We start from the raw sequence: 18,530 nt of genomic DNA, 5'->3' as shown, positions 1-18,530 counted from the left end.
CACGTAATCGACTACGTTTGTAAACATGAACGCCAGATGAACGGCGCTGGGAAGCCCATCCCCGACTACTTGGAAAGGATGCCCACGATCACGGCGATTCCCAGCACGACCAGAAACCCGTTGAAGCCGACCAGCAGCGCCGCCGGCAGACGCGGCGTGTCGCTCTCAGGTGCCGGCGTCATCGGCCGAAGCTCGCGCCAGATGCCGGCGATGAAGCAGAATTCGGAGAAGAGCAGCAGGGCGACGGTGGTGGTCAGTACCAGCCATTCGCTCACCACCCCTTGCAGCAAGGCGCGCGCGCCGATCCCCGACGCCAGAGCGCCGAGGCCGGTGCGCACCCATGCGGCATACGTGCGCTCGGCCGCGAGTATGGTGCGGTCGGCGGCAAGCACCGTCCGCCGGTCCGCCGTGTCCGTCTGTTTTTCGACGTTGCGAGCGACCTTGTGCGCGTCCTCGGCGATTTCGCCGGCGAGTTTGCCTTCGGGTCGCTCGCTCATCGTCGATCTCCGTTACCGGAACCCGATCACCCTGCCGCTTTGCCCAGCCTGCGCAGGCCCAGAGCGACGGCGATCATGAAAATGCCGCGCATGAAGAAGCTGATCGCCACCATGATCGCCAGAAAGCCGATGGCCGTCCTCGGATTGGAGGTCAACAGCAGCACGCCCAGCACCACATCCAGCGCGCCCAGGAACAGGCGCCAAGCCTTGTCGTGACGGGCCTTGAGCGCGAAGGCAATCTCGAACCCGCCGGAAATCAGCAGCCATGCACCGATCGCCCAGACCACCGTGAGCGCTCCGGCCACAGGGTTGAACAGCACATAGAGCCCGGCAATCAGGCCGATTGCACCGAGCAGGATCTCCGTCCAGCGTGCGCGGCGCGACATCGAATGGACACCGGCGGAAATCGCGGCGACGCCGTAGACGCAGAGCACGATGCCCAGCAGGAACCCGGTCGCAAAGCTTGCCACCAGCGGATTGGCGATGACGACGACCGCAACGAGGATGAGCAGCACGCCATAGGCCAGGACCCAGCCCCAGCCGAGCGGCGGGGAGCCAAGAAAGGGAGGGGCCAGCGGATCGGTGAAGGCATTCGGGTCGGTGTGTGAGGTCGTCATGCAATCGACTCCTGTTCCCGCGATGTCGCACAAGTAATGCGACGGAGTGGATTCGGTTGCAATGCAAATAGTTGGGCAGATGTCGGGGCAAATGATTGGCCGAATAGCCAACCAAATGAAAATGGCGGCGCCCCGGTTGTCCGGAGCGCCGCCATTTTTGTTATCGATTTACCGGGCCGTTGCCGGCGCGTCGATCAGTACACGCGGGCCTTGGGCTTGATGTACTCGACGTCGTCGGTCAGCGTATATTCGTGGACCGGGCGGTAATCGAGACGGACTTCGCCGCCCTTGCCGCCCCAGCCGTTGAACCAGCCCACGGTGTGCTTCATCCAGTTCGCGTCGTCGCGGTTGGGGAAGTCCTCGTGCGCATGGGCGCCGCGGCTTTCCTGACGCGCCTGGGCGCCGTGCAGCGTGACGGTGGCCTGCGAGATCAGGTTGTCCAGCTCCATCGTCTCGACCAGATCCGAGTTCCAGATCAGGCCGCGGTCGGTGACCTTGATGTCCTGCATCTTCTCGTAGGTCTTGGCGATTGCCGCCTTGCCCTCGACCATGAGTTCGTCGGTGCGGAACACGGCGGCGTGGGCCGACATGTTGCGCTGCATTTCCGTACGAATCTCGGCCGTCGGCGTGCCGCCGTTGGCATGGCGGAAGTGATCGAGACGGCCGAGCGCGAGGTCTGCCGAATCCTTGGGCAGCTCGTCCTGATTGGCGCCGGGCTTGACCAGTTCCTTCAGGCGGTGACCGGTTGCGCGGCCGAACACCACGAGGTCGATCAGCGAGTTCGAACCAAGGCGGTTGGCGCCGTGGACCGAAACGCAGGCCGCTTCACCGACCGCGAAGAGGCCGGGAACCACGGTTTCGGGATTGCCGTCGGCACCGATGGTGACGACTTCGCCGTGATAGTTCGTCGGAATGCCGCCCATGTTGTAGTGGACGGTCGGGACGACCGGCAGCGGCTGGCGGGTAAGATCGACGCCCGCGAAGATCTTGCCGCTTTCGGTGATGCCGGGAAGACGCTCTGCCAGCACCTTGGGATCGATGTGATCGAGGTGCAGGTAGATGTGGTCCTTGTTCGGGCCGACACCGCGACCTTCACGGATTTCCAGCGCCATCGAACGCGAGACGACATCGCGCGAGGCGAGGTCCTTTGCCGACGGTGCATAGCGCTCCATGAAGCGTTCGCCCTCGGAGTTGGTGAGGTAACCGCCCTCGCCGCGCGCGCCTTCGGTGATGAGCACGCCCGCGCCGTAGATGCCGGTCGGGTGGAACTGCACGAATTCCATGTCCTGAAGCGGCAGGCCCGCGCGCAGCACCATGCCGCCGCCGTCGCCGGTGCAGGTATGGGCCGAAGTGGCGGTGAAGTAGCTGCGGCCATAGCCGCCGGTCGCGAGCACGACGGCCTGCGAGCGGAAGCGGTGGATCGAGCCGTCATCCATGCACAGCGCGATCACGCCGACGCACTTGCCGCCGTCCATGATGAGGTCGATCGCGAAGTATTCGATGAAGAAGTCCGCGTCGTACTTCAGCGACTGCTGGTAGAGCGCGTGCAGCATGGCGTGGCCGGTACGGTCCGCGGCGGCGCAAGTGCGCTGCACCGGCGGGCCTTCGCCCATGTTCTGCATGTGGCCGCCGAACGGGCGCTGGTAGATCGTGCCGTCGGCATTGCGGCTGAAGGGCACGCCGGCGTGCTCCAGCTCGTAAACCGCCGCCGGGGCTTCGCGCACCATGTATTCGATGGCGTCCTGGTCGCCCAGCCAGTCCGACCCCTTGACGGTGTCGTACATGTGCCAGGTCCAGTGGTCCGGGGTGTTGTTCTTGAGCGAGGCGGCGATGCCGCCCTGCGCCGCGACGGTGTGCGAGCGGGTGGGGAACACCTTGGTGATGCACGCGGTGCGCAGGCCGGCTTCGGCCGAACCCATCGTGGCGCGCAGACCCGAACCACCGGCGCCGACGACGACGGTGTCATAGGTGTGATCGATGATCTTGTAGGCAGGGCCGGACATTAGGCGTGGGCTCCCAGCGCGAGGCGAATGACGCAGAAGACGCCGAAGGCGATGCCGCCGCAGGCAGCAAGGTTCAGCGCCACGATGCAGGCGAACTTGTTGGCGTGCTCATGCACGTAGTCTTCGACCAGCACTTGCAGGCCGAGGCGTGCGTGCCAGAAGGTCGTGACGACCAGCAGGATCATCGCCACGGCCGGGACCGGGCGGGCCAGCCATTCGGCAACCGAGGCGTAGCTGAGGTCCGGCAGGAGGACGAGCGAGACGGCGAGGAAGATGCCGGTCAGCAGGTTGCCGATCGCGGTGAAGCGCTGCAGCAGCCAGTGATGAACGCCGGTCTTGGCCGCGCCGAGGCCGCGAACGCGGCCGATGGAAGTTCCGTTACCCATGTTCCGTTCCTCAGCGAAGCAGCAGGAGCGCCCAGAAGGCGACCGTGACGAGCACACCCATGACCGGGGCAAGGATCGAGAAGGTCCGGTTGGCCTTCAGTTCGAAGCCGGCGCCGATATCGAGCACGAAGTGGCGCAGGCCGCTCATCATGTGCGTGAAGAAGGCCCAGGAGACGCCGACGAGCACGACATAGCCCGGAATCGACGTCATGCACTTGGCGAACTGCGCGTAAGCCGCGGGACCGCTGGCCAGCGCCCCCAGCCACCACAGCAGCAGGCCGAGGCCGGCAAATGCCATGCCATCGCCCGTCACGCGGTGCAGAATCGAGACGAACATGTGAGGGCCCCAACGCCAGATCTCGAGATGGGGCGAAAGCGGACGGTTCCTGGTGCCGTCTTTGGCCATGGCTCTTTCGAATCCTTTTTGCCTTTTAGCAGCCCCTGAGGCTGCCCCTGTCGAGAAGTCCCCTTAGACAAATCACGGCTTGGCGCAAGTTCCGCGACGCACAACGCGGATGCATCGCCCACAAGCGTCCTTTCGCCCGCCACATCGGACGAGCCGCCCCGATCGCCTTGTACGTGCGGGAGCACCGGTCCCCTGCCACTGGCCTTGGCCGCAGGTGCGGTCTAAAGCGCACGCTTATGAATCGCCTGCCGAACATCCTCGCACCGGCCTTGCTGCTGGCCGCCTGCTCCGCCTCTCCCGGCGCGGCGGCATCGTCACCGGATGCCGCGAGCGCAAATACCGCGAAAAATGCCGGAGCGCTTCCGGCCGGCACCGACGCAGCGCGACTCGTCGCCGCCTGCAAGGACCATGATGGCTGGGCCTATCCCGCCCCGCCCGCGCGGCTTTTTGGCAATACCTGGTACGTCGGCACTTGCGGGATCTCCGCCATTCTCATCACCGGCAAGCAGGGCCACGTGCTGATCGACGGCGGCGTGCCGGAAGCGGCCCCGCTGGTTCTCGCCAATATCAAGGCGGCGGGCTTCGACCCTCGGGACGTGCGCTGGATCCTCTCCACGCACGAGCATTTCGACCATGCCGGCGCCCTCGCCGCGCTCCAGCGCGGAACCGGGGCGCGCGTCGCCGCCCTGCCCGCCGCCGCGCAAGTGCTCGAAAGCGGCAAGGCCGATGCCGCCGACCCGCAGTTCGGCCAGCTTGACGCCTTCCCGCCCGTCCATGTCGGCCGGCGCCTGACCGATGGCGAGAAGCTGACGCTTGGCACCATCACGCTCACCGCCCATTCCACACCCGCCCATGCCGCCGGATCGACCAGTTGGACATGGCGATCGTGCGACAATGCGGGCAAGTGCCTGACCATCGCCTATGCGGACAGCGTGAGCGCGATTTCTGTCAAGGGCTACCGCTTTACCGACCACCCCGAGCGCATTGCCGCCATCCGCGAAGGCTATGCGCGAATCGCCGAACTTCCCTGCGACCTGCTGGTTTCCCCGCATCCGGGCGCGAGCGATCTCTTCGCGCGCCTTGCAGGCACGGCCCCGCTGGTCGATCCCACCGCGTGCCGCAAATATGCAGCCGCAGCCCATGCTCGCTTCGACCAGCGCCTTGCCGAAGAGGCCGCTCCCGAAGCGAAGGAGACGCATTCGTGAGTTGGAAAATCACTGCCTTCGCCCCCCGCGCCGTCGTCGAGGGTGCGCTCGTCGCCCATGAGGACGCTTTCGACTGGGATCCGGATATCGTCATTTCCGGCAGCGAAATTGCTGAGGACAAGCCCGACGACTGGCAACTGGAGGCGTGGCTCGCCCATAAGCCGAAGAAGGCGGACAAGGACGCCCTCGCCGCGCTGTTCACCGGCGACGTGCCCGAATTCATCGTCGAGGAACTGCCCGAAACGGACTGGCTGGTCGCCAGCCAGGAAGGCCTGGAGCCGATCCGTGCCGGTCGCTTCTACGTCCACACGCCCGAATATCCGCCGCTGGACGAGCCCGGCGTAACCGACTTCGTGATCCCCGCCAGCCAGGCGTTCGGCACCGGACAACACGCCACGACGGCTGGCTGCCTCGAAATGCTCAGCCACATGAAGGCGCAGGGCGTGATCGTGCGCAACCATGCGGACATCGGCACGGGCACCGGCCTGCTCGCCTTCGCGGCGATGACGCTCTGGCCGCGCGCGCTCGCCACGGCCAGCGACATCGACGCGGTCTGCGCCTCGGTGGTGGCCGACAATGCCGATGCCAACGGCATGAAACTGGGCGGTCGCTCGGGCGAACTGGTCATGACCATCGCCGACGGCATGGACAACCCGCTGCTCGCCGCGCGCGGGCCTTACGACCTCATCATGGCGAACATTCTCGCCGGGCCGCTGGTCAGCCTGGCGCCAGATTTCGCCAAGTCGATGGCACCGGGCGGACACCTGCTGCTGGCGGGCCTGCTCGAAACGCAGGAAGATGCCGTGCGCCGCGCCTGCCGTCGGGCCGGGCTGCGACTGGCTGCAAGGCTGGTCAAGGGCGACTGGTCGATCCTGTGGATGCGCGCGCGTCGGCGCTGATCCGGAACCTCGATTGGCCGGAGGCTGTGAAGCGCGCGCTCAGGCGCGATGGAGTTCCAGCCCCGGCCCCTGCGGGCCAAGCCGCATGATCCGCATCAGGTCCGCGGCGATCGGTGCGTCGAAGGCAAAGCCCGCGCGGTCGGCCACGACCCAGCGAACGGTTCCCGTCGCCCGCGGATTCCCCGCCAGCGCCAGCACCAGCCGCACACCCTTTTCGAGCAAATTCCGCTCAACCACGAGCTGGCACCCTTCCGGCGAAACGTGGCGCGCAAGCGCGATCGCATAAGGGGAAAGCCCGGGGGACACGTTCATAACTCCATGCGGATCGGGGGGATCCGCTCTATCCGGGAGTGTAATTAAGAGAGGTAAACGCCGCGTTAATATCTCGGCAATATTTCATAGGCAAATTTACCTATATTTCCCAGTATCTTACCTAAAACGCCAAAATCAGAAATTAACCATCTTTAGTAAGGTAGAATTAGGGATTACAAACAAGAATTAGTGACCAAGGGGGGCTGGTAACAACAGCTCAAGAGGCCAAATATGCTTCGTACCGAACTCGACCGACCGAACGTCGTCGTGGGACCCCTGGGTGAAGCTCTCGACCGCAAGAGCCTGCCGCCGCGCAACACGCTGCGATGGGTTGCGCGCCGCAAGGCGGAAGTCGTGGCTGCCGTCAATGGGGGCCTGATTACGATTGCCGAGGCCTGCGAACGCTACGATCTCACGCTTGAGGAACTTGCCTCGTGGCAACGCGCAGTAGAGCGCGAAGGAATGGCAGGGCTGCGCGCAACCCGCGTGCAACACTACCGCCAGGTGCATGAGCGACAGAACCGCGTCTCCTGAGCGGCGCGTCACTCACACTACAGGTGCCGGCAGGGGCAGTGCGCCCCTCCGGCACCGGGCATGGGTCCGGGACGCGAACCCCGGCTGATCTTGCGACCCGTCAGCCGGCGGCTTCCACGATCCGGGCCCATTCAGCTTCATCGATGACCTTGATGCCAAGGTCGGCCGCCTTCTTCAGCTTCGAGCCCGCACCCGGCCCCGCGACCAGAATGTCGGTCTTGGCCGAGATCGAGCCTGCCGCCTTGGCGCCCAGCCGTTCGGCCTGTGCCTTCGCCTCGTCGCGGCTCATCGTTTCCAGCTTGCCGGTAAAGACCACGGTCTTGCCCGCGACTTCGCTCTCGATCGTTTCCACGACATAGGCCGGCGGCGTGACTTCCGAGAGGATGTCCTCCCAGACCGCGCGGTTGTGCTCCTCATGGAAGAAGTCGCCCAGCGCCTCGACCACGGCGGGACCGATACCGTCGATCGAGACCAGTTCCGAATAGGCCTCGCTGCCTGCCAGCGCGGCTTCCTCGCCCTGCTTCTCGTGCGCTTTTTCGGCCACTTCGCGCAGCGCCGGCAGTGTCTCGAAACGCTTCATCAGATCGCGCGCCGTCACGGCGCCGACATGGCGGATGCCAAGGCCGAAGAGCAGCCGCGCGGCATCGGGCTGGCGCTTGTTTTCCACCGCTGCCAACAGGTTGTCCACAGACTTGTCCTTCCACCCGTCCAGCGCGAGAATCTCCTCGCGGCGCTTGCGCAAGCGGAAGATGTCGGCCGGACTTTCCAGCCAGCCCTTGGCGAAGAACTCATCGATGGTTTTCTCGCCCAGTCCCTCGATATCGAGCGCGGCGCGGCTGACGAAGTGCTTCAGGCGCTCGGTCCGCTGCGCCGGGCAGATCAGCCCGCCGGTGCAGCGCACGTCCACCTCACCCTCCTCGGCGACAGCTTCGGAGTGGCATTCAGGGCAGTGATCGGGGAATGCGAAAGCATCGCGCTCCACATCGCGGGTCAGGTTGTCGACGATCTGCGGTATCACGTCGCCCGCACGCTGGAGCACCACGGTATCACCCGGACGGACGCCCAGACGGCCGATCTCGTCGCGATTGTGTAGCGTGACGTTGGTGACGGTAACGCCGCCCACCAACACCGGCTTCAAGCGCCCCACCGGCGTCAGCTTGCCGGTACGGCCGACCTGGATGTCGATCGATTCCAGCGTCGTCTCCGCCCGCTCGGCCGGGAACTTGTGCGCCAATCCCCAGCGCGGCGCCTTGGCCACAAAACCGAGACGCTGCTGCCAGTCGAGCCGGTCGATCTTGTAGACCACGCCATCGATCTCGAACGGCAGATCGGGCCGCCCGTCACGGATCGCGCGATAGGCAGCGAGCATTTCCTCGACCGAATGGCAGAGCCGGAACTGCGGCGAGACCGGCAGGCCCCAGCTTTCGATGCGGCGGATCACTTCGTGCTGGCTCGCCCCCGGAACGTGGCTTGCCGCACCCCAGCCATGGGCCCAAAAGCGCAGCGGGCGCTTGGCGGTGACGGAGGCATCCTTCTGGCGCAGCGACCCGGCGGCAGCATTGCGCGGATTGGCGAACTGGCGGACCTTGCTCTCATCGAAAGCTTCGCCCTTCTCCTCGGCCAGCGCGCGCGCCTCGGCCATCAGCGTCTCGTTCAGAGCGTGGAAGGCGGCCTTCTCCATGTAGACTTCGCCGCGCACCTCGAAGACCTCCGGGATATCCTCTCCCTTCAGTTCCTGCACGATGTCGGCGATGTGGGCGACATTGGGGGTCACGTCCTCACCCACCTGCCCGTCGCCGCGCGTGGCGGCGCGCACCAGCTTGCCGTTCTCGTAGCGCAGCGAGCAGGAGAGGCCGTCGATCTTGTCCTCCGCCGTCACCTGCACGGGTTCCTCGGCGGAGAGCGAGAGGAAGCGGCGCACGCGGCCGACAAAGTCTTCCACTTCCTCATCGGTGAAGGCGTTGTCGAGGCTCATCATCCGAACCTCGTGCCGCACTTTGCCGAGAGGCGAAGCGGCGACATCGTGGCCCACCTTGTTCGAAGGCGAATCGGGCCGGATCAGGTGCGGATAGGCCGCTTCCAGTTCGGCATTGCGGCGCACCAGCGCGTCGTACTCGGCGTCCGTGATGTCGGGCGCGTCCTCGGCATGGTAGAGCCGGTTCGCCCGGTTGATCTGGCGCGCCAGGCGCATGAGTTCGTTGGCGGCTTCGGCTTCGCCCGGAAGGTCCGGCTTCGCAAACAGATCGGGATTTTCGGTCATGCCCTAGCCTATGCCGCAAGCCTTGGCCGGACGGTAGACCACAAGGTGACGCGGCCGACACTGTTTACACGGTTCAGAGCAATTTGGGTGGCCTCGCAAGGCTGCTCGCCCCGGATAAGAGGACCGGACGACGGTGGTGTGCACACCGTTCAGCGTAAAGCGTGCACACCACCGGAATTGTCATTCGCCTACGGTCACGTCCACGCGGCGTGCTTGGGCGTTGGTATCGCCGTTACCGGTCGTATCGGCGGGCTTGATCATCTTGATGGATGCGGCCGGGATCCCGGTATCCACCAGCGCCTTGCTGACTTCCTCGGCGCGCCGCTTCGAAAGGGCGGCATTGGCGACAGGGTCTCCGGTCGGGTCGTTATAGCCCGAAACGGCCACGAAGGAGCCAGGATGTGCGTCGAGGTATTCCTTCACGCTGCTCGCCGCGGTCGACAGGTCCTTGGTCACATCGGATTTGCCGACGGCGAAGAACACCCGCAGCACCGGCCGGCCGTCGGTCACTTCGCTCACCATGCCGGAACCGGTTGGGATCGCGGCCGTTGGAGTGGGTTCGACCATCGGGCTGGGCTCGACCGCCGCAGTCGGTTCCATGCTGGGAGTCGTGACCTCCTTGTTGCTGCACGAGCGCAAGGCCCAGATGAGCGCAATGATCGCCAGCAAAAGCAGGAGCAGGGGCCACCACTTGCCCATCCCGCCGGATGCGGCGCGGACGGGTTCCTCCAACCTCTGCGATGCTGTCGCGGCGGGGGAACCCAAAAGGCCCGACACGCCGGGCGGCAAGGCGGCATGGATCGATGCCCGCTCGCCATTGAGCAGTGTGGTGACTTCGGGGAGCGACGGCGTCGAGCCCAGCAGCTTGCCAATGCCGCCAGCCGCGAACAGCCCGCCAACCCCCAGGAGAGAGCGCACGCTTTGCGGAGCTATGCCGTAGTGGCCCGCCAGCGTGGATACCAGACCACCGAAGTTGGAGCCGAACAGGTCCGGAAAACCACCTCCATGCGGAGTGATTGCCGGCTCGGCGCCCACGCGATCGGTCAGTGCCGCCTGGTGATCCAGCGGGTTTCCACTCGCCAGCGCGGCCTTGATCATGCTGAGGACCCCGCCACCGCTGCCTGCGGCGACGCGGCTGGACATTGCGGCAAGGATGACGGGGACGATCCCGCCCAGAGCGCTTCCGGTGGCCTGCGGGCTTTCGCCCAGTTTCGCCGCCAGATTGTCAACGGTGCCGGGCGCGATGGCCCCGCGAATGGTGTCGAGTAGAGCCACTTTCTTCTCCTCTTCCGGCACCCCCCATTTCGAGATCGGCAAACGCCAACCCGGCAAAATCAGTCCATTGCACTAAGTGGAATTATCTATTGGCATCAATTGGACAATCGGTACTTATACCGATCGGGCCGGTTATATGTGTGCAAAAAACACATTCTCATTTCTTCAATTAGTTTCGCAGAAATGTTCAATTGAATGTGCAGAATACCAAACATCGATTTCGATGTCATTTCATTACCGCAGACAGATAATCCTGCGACAACAGGCATTGTCTTTGGTGCGATCCGGCGAAATCGTCAGCCGTGCGCATTCTGCTTTAAGAGCATGCCTAAGATAAACGCTGCAAGAGGGACCCGCGCAGCACAATTCGCCCCCAGCGAATGTTCAAACGGGCCCTAAGCCCGTTCCAGCAACCGGTTCGCTTGCGCCCTCGCCTCTTCGGTCACTTCGGCGCCGGAGAGCATGCGGGCGATCTCTTCCTGTCGCTCGGCCGCGCTCAGCGGCGTAACCGACGTGCGTGTCACCGTCCCTTGCGAGGACTTGGCGATCATGAAGTGGCGGTCGCCGCGCGCGGCCACTTGCGGACTGTGCGTCACGGCCAGCAACTGGCCGCCCTGCCCGCTGCCATTCGCCAGACGCGCCAGACGCTCGCCGATGGCATCCGCCACCGCGCCGCCCACACCCCGGTCGATCTCGTCGAAGATCACGGTCGCCGCCCCGCCCTCTTCGGCCAGCGCCACCTTGAGCGCGAGGATGAAGCGCGAAAGCTCGCCGCCCGAAGCGATCTTGGCGAGCGGCGCGAAGTCGGCGCCGGGGTTGGTGCTGATCAGGAATTCCACCGCGTCCATGCCGTGCGCGCCCCAGCGATCCTCGCTCAGCTTGAGTACCGAAGTCTGGAAGCGCGCAGCATCGAGCTTCAGCGGCGCGAGTTCGGCGGCCACCGCCTTGTCCAGCCGCTTGGCAGCCGAGCGGCGCAAGTCGTGCAGCGCCTCGGCCTGCTGGCGATAGGCCAGCGCGGCCTTCTGCGCGGCCGCCTCAAGCGCGGCGACATGTTCCTCGCCCCCCTCGATGGCATCGAGCGCCTCGCGCATCTCGCGCATCTTTTCGGGCAGTTCGTCTACCGTGCAGAGCTGCTTGCGGGCAGCGGCACGCAGATCGAACAGGCGGGTTTCGATGCGGTCCAGTTCGTCGGGATCGAAGGCCAGCGCTTCCGCCGCGCGCTCCAGCTTTTCCTCGGCCTCGCTCGCCTCGATCACCGCGCGATCGAGCGCTTCGAGCGCATCGCCCAGCAGCGGATGCTCCCCGGCAATGCGGTCGAGCCGCCGCGCCGCGCCGCGCAGGCGTGCCAGCGCCGAATCGGAACCGGTCCAGAGGTGTTGCAGCGCCGAGAGATCGTCGGTCAGCTTCTCGCCCTTCTGCATGTCGGCGCGGGCGTGGGCGAGTTGCTCCTCCTCGCCCTCCTGCGGGGCAAGGGCATTGAGCTCGGCCAGATGCGCGAGCAGCAGGTCCTGATCCTCGGCCGCCTTGGCGACTTGCCCGCGCGCCGCATCCAGTGCGCCCTGCGCTGCGCGCCAGGTCTTCCACGCGGCCTCCACGCCGGCCACGTCGCCGCCCGCGAAACGATCGAGCAGCGTGCGGTGGCCCTTGGGGTTCACCAGTCCGCGATCGTCGTGCTGGCCGTGGATCTCCACCAGCGCCGGGGCGATCTCGCGCAGCAGCGAGACGCTGACCGGCTGGTCGTTGAGGAAGGCGCGGCTGCCGCCATCGGCGCGAAGCTGGCGCTTGAGCAGCAGCGGTTCGCCCGGCTCCACTTCAAGGTCGGCGGCGTCCAGCACGGTGCGCACGGCGGCGGGAAGCGCGGAAAACTCGAAGCTGGCGGTCACACTCGCGCGGTCTTCCCCGGCGCGCACCAGCCCGCTGTCGGCGCGATTGCCGATCACGAGGCCCAGCGCATCGAGCAGGATTGACTTGCCCGCGCCCGTCTCACCCGTGAGAACGCCAAGACCGCGCGCGAAATCGAGATCGAGCGCTTCGATCAGCACGATGTTGCGAATGGCGAGGCGCGTCAGCATGTTCGCGTTGCGTTCTAGCGAAAAGAAATTCGCCCGTCACGCCCCTTCGTGCGGTTGTCGCAAAGAGCGCGGCGCGACGGGCGCTCTATCGCATTGATCGCGCGGGCATCCCCGATTCGCCAAACGACAACGCCGGCTGGCCACGGGGGCCGACCGGCGTCGAAAGCCTGCGAAGTGCGGCGCCGTCAGGCGGCGGCGACGTTCTTCGGCGCGTGGCGGCTCATGAGACGATAGGCGCGCTCATACCACTTCGAATCGGGATAGTTGTGCTCCAGCACCGCCGCAGCCTTCTGCGCTTCGGACGGAATGCCCAGCGACAGATAGCCCTCAACCAGACGGTACAGCGCCTCGGGCGTGTGGCTGGTGGTCTGGAAATTGTCGACCACGTTGCGGAAGCGCAGCGTGGCGGCCAGCCACTTGCCGCTGTTCTCGTACGAACGGCCGATGGTCATTTCCTTGCCCGCAAGGTGATCGTTCACAAGATCGATCTTCACCTTGGCGTCCGCCGCGTAAGGCGAGTTCGGATAGCGGCGCATCACGTCGGTAAGCGCCTGCTTGGCCTGTTCGGTGGTCTTCTGGTCGCGCGTCACGTCGCTGATCTGCTCATAGTAGGAGATCGCGATGAGGTAATAGGCGTAGGGCGCGTCCTTGTTGCCCGGGTGGATCGAAAGGAAGCGCTGCGCCGACTGGATCGCCTTGTTGTAATCGCGCGCGGCATAATAGCTGAACGCGCTCATCAACTGGGCCCGGCGGGCCCAGGGCGAATAGGGATGCTGACGCTCCACTTCGTCGAACAGGGCGGCAGCAGCCTTGGTCTGCCCCTTGTTCAGGCGGTCTTGCGCCGCCGCGTAAAGCGTATCGACGTCGCGCGCGACGTAAGCAGTGTCCTTGTTCTTGTTACCCTTCCCGGCACAGCCGGCGGTGAGAACGAGAGCCCCGGTAGCGGCGGCAAGGAGAGCGATCTTGAAGCGCGAACGTTCGTACATGGGGCCGGTCTATAGACAGCGCTTTGCTGAACGCCAAGTGAAGTTACACGCCCTCGCATAACGATTGGAATAATGCGCCGAGGGGGTGTTTTCCGTGCGATGCCCGGGCCCTGCGGACGTGCATGGCGGTTTGCAACGATTTGCCCGAACCCCATGAGCACGGGCACATGGGCATTGTCTGTCCGCCCCGCCCTGCCATAGTGGCCGGACATGGCCGGTACCAACGCACTTTCCTCTCCCGTCATGTCCGACGCCCTGGTGATTCTGGGCGCTGCGGGCATCGTCATTCCCGTGTTCAGCCGATACCGCATCACCCCGGTGATCGGTTTCATCCTTGTCGGCCTGCTGGTCGGCCCGTTCGGCCTTGGGCGGCTGGTGTTCGACCACCCCTGGCTTTCGTGGGTGACGATCACCGATCCCGACGGACTGGAGATATTCGCCGAGTTCGGCATCATCCTCCTGCTGTTCTCGATCGGGCTGGAGCTGTCCTTCGCGCGCCTCTGGGCGATGCGGCGCTTCGTGTTCGGGCTGGGATCTCTCGAACTGGTGCTGATCGGCGGCTCCATGGCGTTCATCTTCGCGGCGCTTGGACAGGGCCTGTCGGGCGCGCTGGCGCTGGGGCTGGCGCTGGCGCTTTCCTCCACCGCGCTGGTGCTCAAGATCACCGATACCAGCAATCCTGTCGGCCGCGCGGCGCTGGCGATGCTGCTGTTCGAGGACATTGCGCTGGTGCCCATCGTGTTCCTGCTCGGCGCGCTCGCACCGCATGCCAAGGGCGGGATGGACGACCTGATCCACACGCTGATCTGGGGCACGGCGGTCGTGCTCGGGCTGCTGGTGGCGGGGCGTTACCTGCTGCCGCCACTTTTCGCGCAGGCCGCACGGACCAAGAGCCCCGAACTGTTCCTCAGCGCCAGCCTGCTGGTGGTCATCCTCGCCTCGCTGGCGACGGCCGCAACCGGCCTCTCGCCCATCGTCGGTGCGCTCGTGGCCGGGCTGCTGATTGCCGAGACGGAGTACCACACCGAAGTCGAGCAGATGACCGAGCCGTTCAAGGGCCTAGCCCTCGGCGTGTTTCTGATCACCGTCGGCATGCGCATCGACTTGCGGGTGGTCTGGGAGAATCTCGGCCCGATTCTGGTGGCGACTGCGGGGGTGATCGTCCTCAAGGCCGTGGTCACCAGCCTGCTGCTGCGGCTGATGGGCGCGCGGCGCGGCACCGCGACCGAGACCGGCATCCTCATGGCCAGCCCTTCGGAAACCACCCTGATCGTGCTGAGCGCGGCCAGCGCGGCACAGCTGATCCAGCCGGGTACGGCGATGTTCTGGCAGATCGTGACTGCGTTGGGCCTCACTATCACGCCGCTGCTCGCCAAGATCGGCCGGATCATGGCCCGCCGGGTCGAGGGCGTTGAAGCTCCGCATCAGCCGGTCTCCGCTGCCGACAAGCCGCCCACGTTGATCGTCGGATTCGGCCGCGTTGGCCGCCTCGTCGCCGATATGCTGACGCGCCACGGCCGGCCCTATCTGGCGGTGGACAGCAATACGGACCTCGTCACCGAGGGACGCCGCCTTGGCTACACGGTGGCCTTCGCCGATGCCGCGCGGGGAGACGCGATGCTGCGGTTGGGCGTGTCGAGCGCGGCAGCCGTAATCCTGACGATGGACGAGCCGGTCTCCGCCCAGCGCATCGTCCGCAAGCTGCGCGCGGACTTTCCCGACCTGCCGATCATCGCCCGCGCCCGCGATACCGACCACGCGGGCGTGCTCTACCGCGCAGGGGCAACCCACGCCGTGCCCGAGACCCTGGAAAGCTCGCTCCAACTGTCGGAGGCCGCACTTGTCGAGATCGGTGTGGCGATGGGCCCGGTAATCGCCTCGATCCACGAAAAGCGCGACGAATTCCGCGAGCAGATCATGGAACAAGGCGGCCTTTCTCAGAAACCGGCACTCAAGTCCGGCCAGCTTCGCGAAGCCGAGCCGACCTGACCATCCAAGAGGAAAGCAATGCGCGCAACAAGGACCCGGACCGCCCAATCTCCCTTGCGAAACCTCGCATGGCTGGCGCTTCCGCTCCTTGCCATCGCGCTCGCGAAACTGGCCGGGCACAGCGGCCTTGCCCAGCGCTACCCCCGCATCGCCGCGCTGCTGTTCGTGTGGATCGCCGCCGACACGCTGATGCTGTCGCTGATGGCGAAGGAGCACCGCCCTTCGCGTGAGGCTGTTCTCGCGCGGCTGGCGACCGCAGCGCTGGTCGTCCTGCTGGGCGCACCCCCGGCCGTGCGGAGCGGGTTGGCGACCATGCCCTCCGTTTCTGTCGCGCTCATCCTGACGCTGCTGGTGCACACCAGCTGGTCGCTGCTGCGGGCAAGCAAGGCTTGGCGGGTGAACGCGCCCGGCGAGCGTTGGCGCAAGGCGGCGGCCGTGTTCGTGCCCGAACCGCTGCTGCGCCTTGCCATGGCGGAGCTGACTGTACTGCGCATGGCGCTCACTGGCTGGCGTGCCAAACCGGACGTGCCTGCCGACGCCCTGCCCTTCGCGTATCATCGCCATCTGGCGCCGATGATGGCTGTGCTGCTGACCTTGCAAGCCATCGAGATCGCCGTGCAGGATGTCTTGCTGCGGCTGTGGAGTCCGCGCGCCGCGAACCTGCTGCTGGAAGTGGGCGTGGTGCTGCTGCTCTACAGCGTCGGCCTGATCCACTCGCTGCGGCTCCGGCCGATCCTGCTGACTGGGGATAGCCTGCTGATCCGCAGCGGCATGATCGCACGGCAAATGGTGCGGCTGGAGCACATCGCCGAACTTGCGCCCGAGGTGACCGCTGTCGAGGTCAAGGCCGCGACCACGCGCAATATGGCGCTGCTCGCGTGGCCCAATGTGATCCTGCGGCTAAGCCACCCCGTTGAACGCAAACCCTTGCTACGCCCGCGCCCGCCGATTTGGGCACTGGCCTTTCGGGTGGACTATCCGGCCGCTTTCCTCGCCGCGCTGGAGGCGGCACGGCAGGACGGTCCCGAAAATCGTTAACAACGCGAGCGAATTGCGCCACAGGGGCGCTTTTAGGACATGTCATGACCGAAGAGAGCAGCCAGGCGCTGGGACGGACCCAAAAGCGGCTCTTGCGGCGAGTCTTCAACGGCCGAACGGTCCCCATCGTGGTGGGAGGAAAGCCCTTCCTCACGTACAAGGAAGCCTTGGCCCATCTGGAAGCGCTGGCGCCTGAAGAACAGGATGCCGCTTACGCGGTGATGAAGACGTTCGCCGGAAAACGGGAAGACTGAAGGGCTATCGCAGATAGCGTTCGATCGCCCGCCACAAAGTGAGCTTGGCCGCTTTCGACATGCTGGCATGGGCGCCGCTGGATGAGGGAAGGTCCAGCAGCGCCCAGCGATTTTCCTGCCCGGCCAGTTGCTTGCGCCCGTCTTTGGCCGCCTTGCCGCCGTTGAAGGCGATGGCGCGCAGATGGGGGAGCTTGGCGGCGAAGGCGGCCAAGTCCCGGTGCGTGGCTTCGCGAATCGCGGTGTCGAGGCTGCCCCGTCGTTTCGCGCTTTCGATGACATCCCAGAGGCCTATGCGATGGTCTCGCAGTACCGAGAGCTTGGCGGTGTAAGGCATGGTGGGGAGTTCGCTTTCGCCCAGCACCTCGCCTATCAGCCACCAGAAACCGTTGCTGGGGTTGGCGTAGTATTCGCCCGCCGCCAGCGACTTTTCGCCGGGCAGACTACCCAGCAGCAAGACGCGCGTGTCTGCGTCTACCCATGGTGGAAAGCTGGTTTTGACGGGCGAGTTCTGCATGGATTGAGGGCCGAGTTTTGGTGGAGGCGATGTACCTAGACATCAACAATCGCCTGACCAGCCTTACGGTAAAAAAGTACCTACTTCCCCGTCATCCCCGCGAAGGCGGGGATCCCGCTTGTTCTTGCAGCGCGGCGCAAAGGCAGCGGGGCCCCCGCCTTCGCGGGGGCGACGAGCAGATAGGTTGGTCCAATTCACGCGTCGTTCCGGGGAGGTTGCTGAAAGCATCCGAATATCCCCTTCAAACACCCCCGCGATCAGCCCCCCTGCCCTCCACGCGGCTCGAAGACCGACCAGCCGGTGTGCTGCACAAGCCGCTCCAGCGCCAGTTGCCCCAACTGCGAATTGCCGCTGGCGTTGAGCCCCGGCGACCACACTGCAATGCTGGCGATGCCCGGCGCTACCGCAAGGATCCCGCCGCCGACGCCGGACTTGCCCGGCAGGCCGATGCGATAGGCGAAGTCGCCTGAATTGTCGTAGTGCCCGCAGGACATCATCAGCGCATTGATGCGCCGCGCGCGGCGGTCGGTGATGACGCGGTGGCCGCCCTTCTCGCGCGTGGTGCGGCCGCCGTCCATCAGATAGCGCCCCGCGAGCGCAAGCTGGCGGCAGCTCATGGCCAGCGCGCAGAAGTGGAAATAGGTGCCCAGCACTTGCTCCACGTCGCCATGGATATTGCCGAAGGCGCGCATGTAGTTGGCCAGCGCCTTGTTGCGAAAGCCGGTATCCTGTTCAGCCCGGGCGACCGCTTCGTCCACGGTGATAGTATCGTCGCCCGCCAGTTCGCGCACGAAGCGCAGCATCTGGCCGATCGCCTCGCGCGGCTGGTGATGGCCGAGCAGCACGTCGGTCACCACGATGGCCCCTGCGTTGATGAACGGATTGCGGGGAATGCCGTGCTCGCTCTCCAACTGGACGATCGAGTTGAACGCGCTCCCCGAGGGCTCTCGCCCCACCCGGCGCCAGAGCTGGTCCCCCACTGCGCCGATCGCCAGCGTCAGCGCGAAGACCTTGGAGATCGACTGGATCGAGAACGCCTCCTCGGCGTCGCCAGCCAGATGCACCGATCCTCCGGCCGTCACCACTGCCATGCCGAACTTATGGGGCGAAACGGCGGCCAGTGGCAGGATGTAGTCGGCCACTTTACCCCGGTTCTCCATCCCGCGCATTTCCGCGGCGATCCCGGCCAGAATGTGGTCGAGGTTATCCATCGTCGAAATTCCCCGGAAGCGAAAAGAGGCAGCGAGGGCCGGAAGCGACCGATCTGCTCTCGTCTGCCGCAA

General features: G+C 65.5%; 18 protein-coding genes. 6 read left to right on the top strand and 12 right to left on the bottom strand.

Annotation, left to right across the window (positions count from 1 at the left end; all coding sequences use genetic code 11):
* Positions 1 to 65 precede the first annotated feature (65 nt).
* From AC1VVK_RS15325 to sdhC, 5 genes are all read right to left on the bottom strand, one after another.
* The gene (locus AC1VVK_RS15325; RefSeq protein ID WP_482903646.1) at positions 66 to 497 is read right to left on the bottom strand and encodes a YidH family protein; all 432 of its coding nucleotides are present in this window, start codon (positions 495 to 497) and stop codon (positions 66 to 68) included.
* A gap of 26 nt (positions 498 to 523) precedes the next feature.
* Positions 524 to 1,114 (bottom strand): HdeD family acid-resistance protein, encoded by a 591-nt coding sequence (locus tag AC1VVK_RS15320; protein ID WP_482903645.1) that lies wholly within the window; start codon positions 1,112 to 1,114, stop codon positions 524 to 526.
* A 194-nt stretch (positions 1,115 to 1,308) separates the two neighbouring features.
* Positions 1,309 to 3,117 (bottom strand): succinate dehydrogenase flavoprotein subunit, encoded by a 1,809-nt coding sequence (gene sdhA, locus AC1VVK_RS15315; protein ID WP_482903644.1) that lies wholly within the window; start codon positions 3,115 to 3,117, stop codon positions 1,309 to 1,311.
* A complete protein-coding gene (gene sdhD, locus AC1VVK_RS15310) occupies positions 3,117 to 3,503 on the bottom strand; it encodes a succinate dehydrogenase, hydrophobic membrane anchor protein (protein ID WP_132384778.1) in 387 nt (128 codons plus the stop codon). The genes sdhA and sdhD overlap by 1 nt, the downstream gene beginning before the upstream one ends.
* Before the next feature lie 10 nt (positions 3,504 to 3,513).
* The gene (sdhC, locus tag AC1VVK_RS15305) at positions 3,514 to 3,909 is read right to left on the bottom strand and encodes a succinate dehydrogenase, cytochrome b556 subunit (RefSeq protein WP_482903643.1); all 396 of its coding nucleotides are present in this window, start codon (positions 3,907 to 3,909) and stop codon (positions 3,514 to 3,516) included.
* A gap of 236 nt (positions 3,910 to 4,145) precedes the next feature.
* Between sdhC and bla the strand changes: the two genes are divergently transcribed.
* Together bla and AC1VVK_RS15295 are read left to right on the top strand one after the other, a co-directional pair.
* Positions 4,146 to 5,114: a subclass B3 metallo-beta-lactamase gene (gene bla, locus AC1VVK_RS15300; protein ID WP_482903642.1), complete on the top strand. Its 969-nt coding sequence runs from the start codon at positions 4,146 to 4,148 to the stop codon at positions 5,112 to 5,114.
* The gene (locus tag AC1VVK_RS15295) at positions 5,111 to 6,013 is read left to right on the top strand and encodes a 50S ribosomal protein L11 methyltransferase (protein ID WP_482903641.1); all 903 of its coding nucleotides are present in this window, start codon (positions 5,111 to 5,113) and stop codon (positions 6,011 to 6,013) included. The genes bla and AC1VVK_RS15295 overlap by 4 nt, the downstream gene beginning before the upstream one ends.
* A gap of 39 nt (positions 6,014 to 6,052) precedes the next feature.
* Here AC1VVK_RS15295 and AC1VVK_RS15290 read toward each other — a convergent pair whose 3' ends face one another.
* Entirely contained in the window at positions 6,053 to 6,325 is a 273-nt protein-coding gene (locus AC1VVK_RS15290; protein ID WP_132384774.1) for a PilZ domain-containing protein, read from the bottom strand.
* A 231-nt stretch (positions 6,326 to 6,556) separates the two neighbouring features.
* On the opposite strand from AC1VVK_RS15290, the gene sciP reads away from it, so the two are divergent.
* Positions 6,557 to 6,859 (top strand): CtrA inhibitor SciP, encoded by a 303-nt coding sequence (gene sciP, locus AC1VVK_RS15285; protein ID WP_132384773.1) that lies wholly within the window; start codon positions 6,557 to 6,559, stop codon positions 6,857 to 6,859.
* Positions 6,860 to 6,959: 100 nt separating this feature from the next.
* Here the strand turns inward: sciP and ligA are convergent, their stop codons facing one another.
* From ligA to AC1VVK_RS15265, 4 genes are all read right to left on the bottom strand, one after another.
* A complete protein-coding gene (gene ligA / locus AC1VVK_RS15280; RefSeq protein ID WP_482903640.1) occupies positions 6,960 to 9,119 on the bottom strand; it encodes an NAD-dependent DNA ligase LigA in 2,160 nt (719 codons plus the stop codon).
* Between the two features lie 180 nt (positions 9,120 to 9,299).
* The gene (locus tag AC1VVK_RS15275) at positions 9,300 to 10,394 is read right to left on the bottom strand and encodes an OmpA family protein (protein ID WP_482903639.1); all 1,095 of its coding nucleotides are present in this window, start codon (positions 10,392 to 10,394) and stop codon (positions 9,300 to 9,302) included.
* Positions 10,395 to 10,789: 395 nt separating this feature from the next.
* A complete protein-coding gene (gene recN, locus AC1VVK_RS15270) occupies positions 10,790 to 12,466 on the bottom strand; it encodes a DNA repair protein RecN (RefSeq protein WP_132384770.1) in 1,677 nt (558 codons plus the stop codon).
* A gap of 185 nt (positions 12,467 to 12,651) precedes the next feature.
* Complete coding sequence (locus tag AC1VVK_RS15265) at positions 12,652 to 13,452, bottom strand: outer membrane protein assembly factor BamD (protein WP_132384769.1); 801 nt, start codon at positions 13,450 to 13,452, stop codon at positions 12,652 to 12,654.
* 210 nt (positions 13,453 to 13,662) lie between these two features.
* Here AC1VVK_RS15265 and AC1VVK_RS15260 point away from each other — a divergent pair, with 210 nt between their 5' ends.
* From AC1VVK_RS15260 to AC1VVK_RS15250, 3 genes are read left to right on the top strand one after another with little or no spacing between them, the layout of a single operon-like run.
* A complete protein-coding gene (locus AC1VVK_RS15260; protein WP_482903638.1) occupies positions 13,663 to 15,441 on the top strand; it encodes a cation:proton antiporter domain-containing protein in 1,779 nt (592 codons plus the stop codon).
* An 18-nt stretch (positions 15,442 to 15,459) separates the two neighbouring features.
* Positions 15,460 to 16,479: a hypothetical protein gene (locus AC1VVK_RS15255; RefSeq protein WP_482903637.1), complete on the top strand. Its 1,020-nt coding sequence runs from the start codon at positions 15,460 to 15,462 to the stop codon at positions 16,477 to 16,479.
* A gap of 44 nt (positions 16,480 to 16,523) precedes the next feature.
* Positions 16,524 to 16,733: a hypothetical protein gene (locus AC1VVK_RS15250; protein WP_482903636.1), complete on the top strand. Its 210-nt coding sequence runs from the start codon at positions 16,524 to 16,526 to the stop codon at positions 16,731 to 16,733.
* Positions 16,734 to 16,737: 4 nt separating this feature from the next.
* Here AC1VVK_RS15250 and AC1VVK_RS15245 read toward each other — a convergent pair whose 3' ends face one another.
* Positions 16,738 to 17,187: a DNA-deoxyinosine glycosylase gene (locus AC1VVK_RS15245; RefSeq protein WP_482903635.1), complete on the bottom strand. Its 450-nt coding sequence runs from the start codon at positions 17,185 to 17,187 to the stop codon at positions 16,738 to 16,740.
* Positions 17,188 to 17,504: 317 nt separating this feature from the next.
* Entirely contained in the window at positions 17,505 to 18,458 is a 954-nt protein-coding gene (locus AC1VVK_RS15240) for a glutaminase (RefSeq protein WP_482903634.1), read from the bottom strand.
* Positions 18,459 to 18,530: the final 72 nt, after the last annotated feature.

The organism is Novosphingobium sp. BL-S-32, from assembly GCF_056857055.1.
This window is presented reverse-complemented; position numbering and strand designations above follow the sequence as displayed.